General features: G+C 47.2%; 9 protein-coding genes and 1 pseudogene. 5 read left to right on the top strand and 5 right to left on the bottom strand.

Annotated elements, in window-relative coordinates; translation table 11 throughout:
* Positions 1-176: 176 nt before the first annotated feature.
* From CXB77_RS22000 to modD, 4 genes and pseudogenes are all read right to left on the bottom strand, one after another.
* Positions 177-533 carry a molybdopterin-dependent oxidoreductase gene (locus tag CXB77_RS22000; RefSeq protein WP_242445678.1) on the bottom strand — a complete coding sequence of 119 codons (357 nt, stop codon included), beginning with the start codon at positions 531-533 and terminating at the stop codon, positions 177-179.
* A 19-nt stretch (positions 534-552) separates the two neighbouring features.
* Positions 553-771 (bottom strand): hypothetical protein, encoded by a 219-nt coding sequence (locus CXB77_RS21995; RefSeq protein WP_242445677.1) that lies wholly within the window; start codon positions 769-771, stop codon positions 553-555.
* Positions 772-852: 81 nt separating this feature from the next.
* A complete protein-coding gene (locus tag CXB77_RS21990; RefSeq protein ID WP_242445676.1) occupies positions 853-999 on the bottom strand; it encodes a hypothetical protein in 147 nt (48 codons plus the stop codon).
* Positions 1,000-1,179: 180 nt separating this feature from the next.
* A pseudogene (gene modD / locus CXB77_RS24665) lies at positions 1,180-2,020 on the bottom strand (ModD protein).
* 82 nt (positions 2,021-2,102) lie between these two features.
* Here modD and CXB77_RS11780 point away from each other — a divergent pair.
* From CXB77_RS11780 to CXB77_RS11760, 5 genes are all read left to right on the top strand, one after another.
* Complete coding sequence (locus CXB77_RS11780; RefSeq protein WP_105074079.1) at positions 2,103-2,684, top strand: response regulator; 582 nt, start codon at positions 2,103-2,105, stop codon at positions 2,682-2,684.
* Positions 2,576-3,352 (top strand): EAL domain-containing protein, encoded by a 777-nt coding sequence (locus tag CXB77_RS11775; protein ID WP_347338125.1) that lies wholly within the window; start codon positions 2,576-2,578, stop codon positions 3,350-3,352. The genes CXB77_RS11780 and CXB77_RS11775 overlap by 109 nt, the downstream gene beginning before the upstream one ends.
* Before the next feature lie 80 nt (positions 3,353-3,432).
* On the top strand, positions 3,433-4,449 hold the full coding sequence (locus CXB77_RS11770) for a hypothetical protein (RefSeq protein WP_105074077.1): 1,017 nt from the start codon (positions 3,433-3,435) through the stop codon (positions 4,447-4,449).
* 10 nt (positions 4,450-4,459) lie between these two features.
* Complete coding sequence (locus CXB77_RS11765) at positions 4,460-7,012, top strand: PAS domain S-box protein (RefSeq protein WP_172452649.1); 2,553 nt, start codon at positions 4,460-4,462, stop codon at positions 7,010-7,012.
* Positions 6,919-8,346, top strand: a complete 1,428-nt coding sequence (locus CXB77_RS11760) for a response regulator (RefSeq protein WP_105074075.1) — start codon at positions 6,919-6,921, stop codon at positions 8,344-8,346. The genes CXB77_RS11765 and CXB77_RS11760 overlap by 94 nt, the downstream gene beginning before the upstream one ends.
* Positions 8,347-8,440: 94 nt before the next feature.
* Here the strand turns inward: CXB77_RS11760 and lptG are convergent, their stop codons facing one another.
* Positions 8,441-9,505 carry an LPS export ABC transporter permease LptG gene (lptG, locus tag CXB77_RS11755; protein WP_105073075.1) on the bottom strand — a complete coding sequence of 355 codons (1,065 nt, stop codon included), beginning with the start codon at positions 9,503-9,505 and terminating at the stop codon, positions 8,441-8,443.
* Between the last annotated feature and the right edge of the window lie 83 nt (positions 9,506-9,588).

Raw genomic sequence — 9,588 nt, 5'->3', positions numbered from 1 at the left:
CGAATGGTTTCTGCGGGAATGCCGGTGATTGGCGCTGCCCACTCTGGCGTGTATTGCTCGACGCGCTCTTTCAATAATTGAAATGCGGGTTTTACGGGTGTGCCATCATCAAGCGTATAGCTGCCCATTAAACGTGGTCAGCGCCCGGCGTGTGGGTACTGATAGGAATGTTTAATTCACGATCCCACCACCAGTTTGTTTTGTGGATCAAAACAACCTTCTTCAATGTGCATTTCAGCGCGATAAAATAAACCGTGATTATCGCGTTCGGGGTCGTCAATGACCAATTCAGCAGAATTGGTGTACTGAATTAAAAACTCACGGTCGTAAAGACCCTGTTTAATAATCTCATTGGTAATCGCCAACAGCAATGCGCCATCTGTGCCGGGTTTAATTGGTATCCATTCATCAGCAATTGCGGAATAATCCGGTGCGAATTGGATTGACGGAAATGAAGCGACCGCCGCGCGTTTGAATGCAGCAATATCAATTTTAAGCGGATTGGAATGATGATCTTCGGCAGTGCCAATCATTACAAAGAGTTGGCGCGTTCTAAATCGGACCGCCGAATTCCCAGAATGAACCGCCGATGGTGTAAATCAATCCAGCAGCCATATTGACTGAGCAGAAACCGCCGTGCGCAGCGTAATTCGGTGTGCCGAATTGTTTGGCAAACATGCCAGTTAATGCTTGCATTTGATCGCGGCCAGTAAATAACGCGAACTTTTTTGGGTCTTCAGCGCGAAGTTTACTGAGTCGTTCAGTGAGCATTCCGAATGCTTCTTCCCATGAAATAACTTCAAATTCACTGCTGCCACGTTCTGCGCCAGCTTTACGCCGCAGCGGTTTGCGTCATTCGCCCGGTGAATACTGTTTCATAATTCCCGAACTGCCTTTGGCGCAAATGACGCCTTTATTCAATGGGTGATTCGGGTTGCCGTCGATATAGCGCACTTCGCCGTCGCGCAGGTGTACGCGAATCCCGCAGCGACGGCGCACATATAACAAGTGGTTTCCTTGACCTCGACGCGGCCAATTTGACTGTCCGAGTGAGCAACTGGGTCTTGCATGAATAACCACCTTTAATGAATCTTTGACGACGAAATAAGGGACGCATTCTAAGCATCAAACAACGGCAGTTTCAAACATACACCGTTTTTGAACGCCTGTTGCAGTGCATCAATTCGCCAATCCAAAGCGCACCTGCACATCACGCGGCGGCGCTAAATGCGGCGCAGTGGTAATCAGGAGATGCGCTCCAGCGCGGGCGTAATCTTCAGCATTATGAACGTGGATGCCACCAGCGGCAGCGAGTACAGCCTGAGAACCAGCGCTGCGCGTACTTCTTCAACACCCTGAACAGTAAACTTTTCTAATTGCCAGCACGTCCGCATTTGCCCACAGCAGCGCTTCTTCCAACGTCGCTACTTCGACGACAATCCGCTTTTCTGGACACTGCGCCGCAGTCGTGCGAGCGTGGCTGCGGGACATTCTGCACCGAGAAATAGCCGATGCTCGGCGAAAATCAACAGCGTTTCCGAGAGTCCATTGCGGTGCATCACTGCGCCGCCAGCGCGAAAGGCTTTCGATGCAAGACGCCGATTGCCGGGAACATTTTTGCGCGTTCCTGCCACCATCGCGACGCATCACCGCGTCGTGCAGCAGCGACAATGCCCGCCGCACTGCTCGCCACGCCCGAACACCATTCCACCAAGGTTTGTGCGGTTTTCCAGCCACGATGCAACGCGCCAGCACTGCCCTGCGCTTCCAATAACAGCGTTTCCGTCGGCGCGGCAGTACCAGAAGGAACGCAAAGATGCGCCTTCGTACCGCACAATTGGAACATCCGCACTGCTTCCTCAGTCCCGCACACCACCATCGGATCGCGGGCGAAAAAACGAATTTGTCCCGAACAGGCAGCAATCCCAAGCGAATCAGTGGTCAAATCGCCAAAAGGCACATCTTCGGCGAGTAGTTGATGCAATTCATGGTCACTGAGAATAGAAGGAGTGTGGTTCATAATTGAGTTTTCAGTTGTCAGTTAATTGTGGCGGTTATCAACGCCGATAGCACTTCAATCCAACCAATAGAGTACGAATTTAATGCACATTCTTTATCTTGATGATGATCCTCGCATGGAATCCACTTTGCGGCGCATTGTACGACGCCATGGTCATTCCTTTGAGTTCTGCACCTCTATTCAAACCTGCAAAATAGCAGTATTGGCACTAACCCCCGATTTGTTACTGCTTGATCTTGGGCTGGGACAGGAAAGCGGACTAGATTTAATTGAATGGCTGGCGATAACTAAACAGCGCATTCCCGTCGCTTTTTTATCTGGCTATGGCGATGATCTTTTAGATACTGCGCAACGTATCGCCAAAGCACGCGGAATTGAAGTACGTGGTTTGGTATCTAAAGCACTATTAGCCAACGATTTGATGCCATTACTTAATCCACATCAACCATTACAACCATTACAACATTACAACCACTGCATTCGCCATCAATCGCTCCAAATTATACTGCATTGTCACATTCGGAAGTACACAATCCACCATTCGATGCAGAATTATTGGCTGAACGGCTTAAAGCTGGAGCGTTGGAGCCATTTTTTCAGCCCATTATTTCGTTGGTTGATGGCCGACCTTGCGGAGCAGAAGTGCTGGCACGACTGCGATTAGCAGACGGCTCGTTATTGGCAGCACGGGATTTTATTCCACTGGCAGAAACCGCCAATTTAATTGATCCTCTCACCCAAGATTTATTCAACAAAATTATCCTACTGCGTGAACGGTTACAACCGCTAGACCTCAATTTTCTATCGGTAAATTTATCACATTTTACCATTGAAGAACCGCAAGCAATTGAACTATTGCAAACACTGGTGACGGGACTAGATGGCTGCTGTAGGGTGCAGGTTGAAATTACTGAAACTTGGGCGCGGAATGATCGCCAAGTATTACGCGATTTTGCGGCACGAGCACAATTGATGGGCGCATCGCTAGCCATTGATGATTTTGGCACTGGTTATGCGTCATTGCGCAATTTAGCAGAATTGCCATTTAATTTTCTGAAAATTGATTTGAGTTTTGTTTCAGAAATGTTTGATTCAATTAAAGCCATGACGGTATTGATGGCCGTGATCAGTTTTGGACAGCGCCTTGGTCTTAAACTCATTGCGGAAGGAGTCGAAACTGAAGCGCAACGTGATTTATTATTTCGTGCCGGATTAGATTTAGCGCAGGGTTATCTCTTTGGACGCCCGGGCAGTATTGATCTACTTGAGGAATTGTGTTCACAATCACAGTTTTATCTTGATAATGGTGTTATTTTGCACAGTTTAAAATAACGCCATTGCGATCACGCTGGCGTATCATCAAATCACTAGATCGTTATATCACATTTCAATTTTTTAGGTGAAAAGCTGTTATGCCAATACCACAACTTTCCAACCATTTGTATCTTAAAAAGATTCTGTTCACTGTATTGCTGGCAGTGGCAGCAATCGCCGGTAATGTGCTGCATCTTTCACTCTTTTTTGGCGTTGATCTGTTATTCGGATCAATTGCTGCGTTATTGGCACTGGTTTGGTTGGGTAGAGCTTCCGGTATTTTAGTTGCCGCAGCAGGCGGAGCCTATACTTTATTGCTCTGGGATCATCCCTATGCGCTATTGATTTTTGTTGCAGAAGCTGCCGTTGTGGGCGGGCAACGTGAATGGGCACGGCGACGCGGACGCCCTTTGCTACCGCTGGCGCTTGCTGATGCGTTGTATTGGTTACTCATTGGTATTCCGCTAGTTATTCTGTGTTATCGCGTCGGATTAGAAATGAACTGGTCACAAACATTATTAGTGGTATTCAAACAGTCACTCAACGGCATTTTCAATGCAGCAATTGTTAGTCTATTTATATTATTTGTGGCGCTGGTGCGACGACCACAGGGTGGAATGCGCATTTCTGAATTACATTTTTCCAGCCTGTTATTCGCTACGCTATTACCGGGATTGTTAATTTCCAGTTGGAATAGCCAGCGTTATGGCGTTGAAATTGAAAGTCGGCTCGGTGAACGCTTGCAGTTATTCGCGCAATTAACGCTACAGGAACTTGATAAATACGCTGCGAATGCACACCCAGAATTATTAGATGCTGAAATCAAAATGCTTATACAGATTTACAATTCCAGCCTATTATTACAAAATGCAGATGTGCAAATGTACATCACCAGTGCCCAAATGCCGCCGCCATATCCAATTGATAGTGTGATGCGTTTACATCAAGCAGTACCAAAAGATAGATTTGATTCCCGAATGGAACGCTATCGTGAAGGACGTTATAACATTGCTGTACCATACCCAAAAACCGGTAGCGCATTGGTCATGTCAGTGAATGCGGCACCAATCATTGATCGCGTGCAAACCGAAGTACGACATACGCTTGGCGTTTGATGGTATAACATTGGCATTATTAATTGCGCAAATCGGCAGTCGTCATTTGCTATTACTGCAACGTTTAGTCATTAGTGCGCGGGCACTGCCAGTAGCAATCCGCGATCAAATTCCGTGGATTGCGCCACCTTCAAGTTTTTTTGTTGAAACAAATCAGTTAGCCGATACGCTCGCTGTTATCGGCAACGCCTTAACCATAAATTTTCGCTTACTCCATGTCGAACGCACCAACTTTCGCGCCTTTTTTGAGAGTATGGACGATTTAATTTTTGTGACCACATTGAATGGGAAAATTCTCGACATCAATCCAGCAGTGGAAAGTAAATTAGGTTATTCGGCAACAGAATTAGTTGGCAAATCCATCTCATTAATTCATCCCGCAGATGCTTTTGAAACCAGCAATAACACAGTGAGCGCAATGCGCAGCGGTTTAACCCATACTTGCAACCTGCCGCTGTTAATGAAAAACGGTGAACAATTGCCTTCAACAGCGCGAGTATGGCGTGGACATTGGAATGGTCAAGAATGCTTTTTTGGAATTAGTAAAGATCAAACTGCGGAATTGGCAGCGCGAGCTGCATTAAGTCGTGAGCGAGATTTATTTTCTGCAGGACCAGTGTTTACCATTACTTGGGATGTCGCAGAACACTGGCCAGTAATACAAGTCTCAAATAATGTGACTGATATTCTTGGCTATACGCCAGCAGAAATGTTAGATGCCGATTTCCGTTACGCTGATCTCATTCATCCTAACGATTTAAAAGCAGTGGTTGATGAAATCAATTGGCATATTAAATATCGCCGCGACACATTTGAGCAATCCTATCGCTTGCGTTTGTATTCTGGGGAATACCGCTGGTTTTACGATTTCACGCGCTTGATGCGCGATGCGAAAGGTCAGCTTAATGAAATTCGCGGTTATCTTTTCGATCAAAGTCATTTGAAAGAAGCGCAGTTGGCGTTAATTCAAGAACGCCAGCGACTCGTCAATGTCATTAACGGCACACAGTTGGGTACTTGGGAATGGAACATTGCTACCGGCGAAGTAACAGTTAATACGTATTGGGCAAACATTTGTGGCTATACCATCGCCGAATTAGAACCGGTGTCCTATACCACTTGGCAGCAATTGGCACATCCACAAGAATTGGCGCGTTGTGAAGAACAACTGAAAATACATTTGGCTGATTCCGATCATCGCTATTCGTGTGAATTGCGAATGCGCCATAAAGATGGTTATTGGGTATGGGTACTTTCTGAAGGGAGCGTGGTCATCCGCGATGCGAATAATCAACCACAAATTATGGCGGGTACGCATACTAACATTAATGAACGCAAACATGCGGAAATCCAACTGCATCGCCGCGAATTGCTTGATCATTTATTAGTGGAGCTGGCTGGTGAACTGGTTAATTTAACGCCAACACTTGGTATTGATACGGTTATTGAACGCGCATTAGGGCGGCTGGGGCATCATCTTGATCGTACCTTTTTTTGCAAAATTGATCATGTTACCAATACCGTTAGCAAAACCCACGAATGGACGGCAGAAGGTGTTATTCCGCTACGCGACCAATGTCAGTGTATTGCAATTGATCGCTTTACTACATTTAGTAAATCGCTGCGTCGTAATGAAGCAGTGATAATTCCACAAGTTGCTGACCTGAATAGAAATTGGCAGGAAGAATGCGTATTATTCGTTGCTCAGAATACGCAATCATTGTTTATGCCGGTCATGGATGGCGGTCGTTTAATCGGCTTTTTAGGATTAGATGCAGTCAAATTGCCGCATCAGTTTACGAACAATAAAGTTGAATTTATGCGGGTATATGCCAATTTGCTGGCCAGCACTTTTCAACGTGAAGGCACTTATGAATCGTTGCGTGATAGCGTGGTGCGTTATGACTTACTTGCGCAGCAAACGCGCTCAATTGCATGGGAAGTCAATGCTGAAGGTCAATTCACTTATATCAGTCCTTTAGTGGAATCTATTTTGGGTTATCGCCCAGATGAATTGATTGGTAAACAGCATTTTTATGATCTCACTCCAGAAGCGGAACGCGAGGCATTTAAAGCACAAGCATTTGAAGTATTTGCGCGTCAGGGTCTGTTTCAAGATTTGGTTAATGTGGCACAACACCGCAATGGGCAACGGGTTTGGCTGCTCACGCACGGTCAACCGTTTTTTGATGCGAATGGCACATTGCTCGGTTATCGCGGCGCAGATCAAGACGTTACTGCTTGGCAAGAAGCCTTATCGCGGCTCGCTGCAAGTGAGCAGCGGTTTCGGATTGTGTTTGACCATGCGCCGCTGGGCATTGCCATTCCTGATGCCAAACGGCGTTTTATTTACATCAATCACGCTTACGCCAAACTGTTGGGGCGTGACCGTGAGGCGCTGCTGGGACAGTGTCTTGACGGCATGATTCATCCGATGATCGTCCTGAAATTGCAACACTTTTTGCGGAATTGGCATCGGGAAAACGCACCAATTATCAGGTCAATCGGCGTTATCTGCGCCCGAATGGTGAAGTGGTGTGGGGAGATGTGCGGGTCACGATGATTCCGGGTTTGGATGGAGATATGCCGCTGCCAGTGTCGATGGTGGAAGACATCACTGAACGTCTTGCGGCGCAGGAACACAATCAACGACTGCAACACGATCTCGACGCTGCCCGCGAACGCGCCACAATTGGACATCTTGCCAGCGGAATTGCCCACGATTTCAATAATTTGCTGGGCGTAATCGACGCAAATCTGCTTTATCTCAGCGAGGGCATCAACAGAACTGCTGATCCAGAAATTGCTGAAGTGCTGGAGGAAACGCAAAGCGCACTTGGTCACGCCAAAGTCATCACCGCCGGAATGCTGTCACTGAGTCGCGCTGGGGGCATTCAATGCGAACGGGTGGAATTGCGCGTTGTATTTGATGAATTAATTGGGATTTTGCGCCACCTGTTACCGCGCATTATTGATGCGCAATTCGATGTTGCTGCCGATCTCACCGCTTTCAGTAACGCTGCGTTTTTACAGTCTGCGTTGCTCAATCTGGTGCTCAACGCCCGCGACGCGATGCCCGACGGCGGTCAACTCAAATTAACCGCCAGCGCCCAACCGACTGCGCCGGAATCGCCACCGCGTTTAGGTATTGCGCCGATTGGCGCTCACGTTGCCATTTGCATCAGCGACACCGGTCACGGAATGCGCCCGGAGACGCTGGAACGGATTTTTGAACCGCTGTTTTCGACCAAAGCCAAGCAACGCGGTCACGGGCTGGGACTATTTATGGTGCAGGAATTTGTCATTCGCAGCGGCGCAGCATTGACAGTGGATTCGCGGCTGGGTGAAGGCACGGAATTTCGTCTGCTGCTGCCCGGCGCAACAGAATTGCCGGATGACGCAGAGGATTTAAACGCGATGCTGTCGATGTCAATAAACAAGGTGCAACGAGTGTTATTGGTCGATGACGATCCACGAATACGCGAAGCAATTGGACGGTTATTGACTGCGCAGGGCTGGCGGTTTTGCACGGCGGAACATGGTGCAGATGCGTTGCAACTTCTCAGCGCAGATAGCAATTTTGATTTCGTATTATCAGACATCGCCATGCCCATTATGGATGGCTTTAGTTTGTTTGAAAAAATGGCGAAAGAGCATCCGCAATTGCCGGTAATTTTAATGAGCGGTCAGGATTTACAACCAGACTGTCATATCGACTGCAAACACCATCACGCGCATTGTCCATCAGTATTGCGTAAACCATTGGACATGCAGCAATTACTGCATACCGTTGAATTGGTCTGTGCGGATGCACTGCCACGTTGTCAGCCGCATTGCGTTTTCAAATCAGAAACCGTAAGTTGGGTTGATGCAATCAACCCAATTTTAACGCATTAAAAAACATCTCTTTTGCGCAGATGCTGTCATTCAATCATTGCGATGTTGATCTGAATTGTTGGGTTGCCAACAGCGGCAACCCAACCTACGACTATTATCCCAACCGACGCAGTAATAATAATGCGCTAGAAATAAATAACAGTGGCGGAATAATCGCTGCAAGAACGGGATTCATTCCAAACAGCAGAGCTAAATAAGCAAAGGTACGGCTAATCAAATAATAGAGAATGCCGATTAAAATGCCGACAAATAACCGCCAACCCATGCCGCTGCTGCGCGATGAACCAAGTAATAACGGTGTTGCCAGTAAAATCATGGATAACATCAAAAACGGATAAACCACTTTAGCCCAAAACACTACTTCATAAGCGCCAGCATCCTGTTTATTAATTGCCATAAACCGAATATAACGGTATAAACTCCACGCTGGCAGTAAATGCGGATTTGCAATTACGATTTTAAGTAATCCCGGATCAAGCAACGAATCCCAACCCGTTTGTGCAATGCGCTCTACTTGCACACCGCCGTCACTAATTCGACTGCGGACAATGTCTTCTAATATCCAATGTGCATTCCGATAACGTGCTGCGCTGGCGTGAGTTTCAATCAACGTTTCTGTCGCTGCATCGAATTGATAAATGAAAATATCGCGTAAATCAGCGCCTGATTGAATTTCGCGGATGTTGACATAAGCACCTTCATCAATCGCCCAAAAACCATCGAGCGTTTGCTGCGCAATTTCTCCCGATAAGGCTTGGCGCCGCAATTGCACTCCGCGTTGTTCTGTCATTGGCGCAATGACTTCGCCGAGCACCAGCGCCAGCACGACTAATAACACGCCGCCGCGCAATCCGGCGAATACGATTTGCCACACTGATAATCCCGCAGCACGCATGGCGACCAATTCAGAGCGATTGGCTAATGCACCCAATCCAATTAACGCGCCAATTAATGTGGCAATTGGAAAAATCTGATAGGCGTAACGCGGTAAACTCAGCACCATAAAGAGCAGCGCATCCGTTAATTGGTAATTGGCAGTGCCAATGTTGTCTAAATCATCAGCAAGAATCACCACGCCTAATAGCGGCAGCAAAATGCCGAGCGTCAGTAAGGTGCCGCCAATCACTGCCCACGCGAGATAACGATCAATCAGGCGCATGTGTATTCAGGTCTGTTATTTGCCAAAGTGTTCAATCATCCTATCACTATCACGCCAACCGGCTGATGTTCCAACTTTGTGTG

This window comes from Chromatium okenii, from assembly GCF_002958735.1.
Lineage (GTDB): Bacteria > Pseudomonadota > Gammaproteobacteria > Chromatiales > Chromatiaceae > Chromatium > Chromatium okenii_A.
The sequence above is the reverse complement of the archived record's forward strand: the minus strand, read 5'-3'. Positions and strand labels throughout refer to the sequence as shown.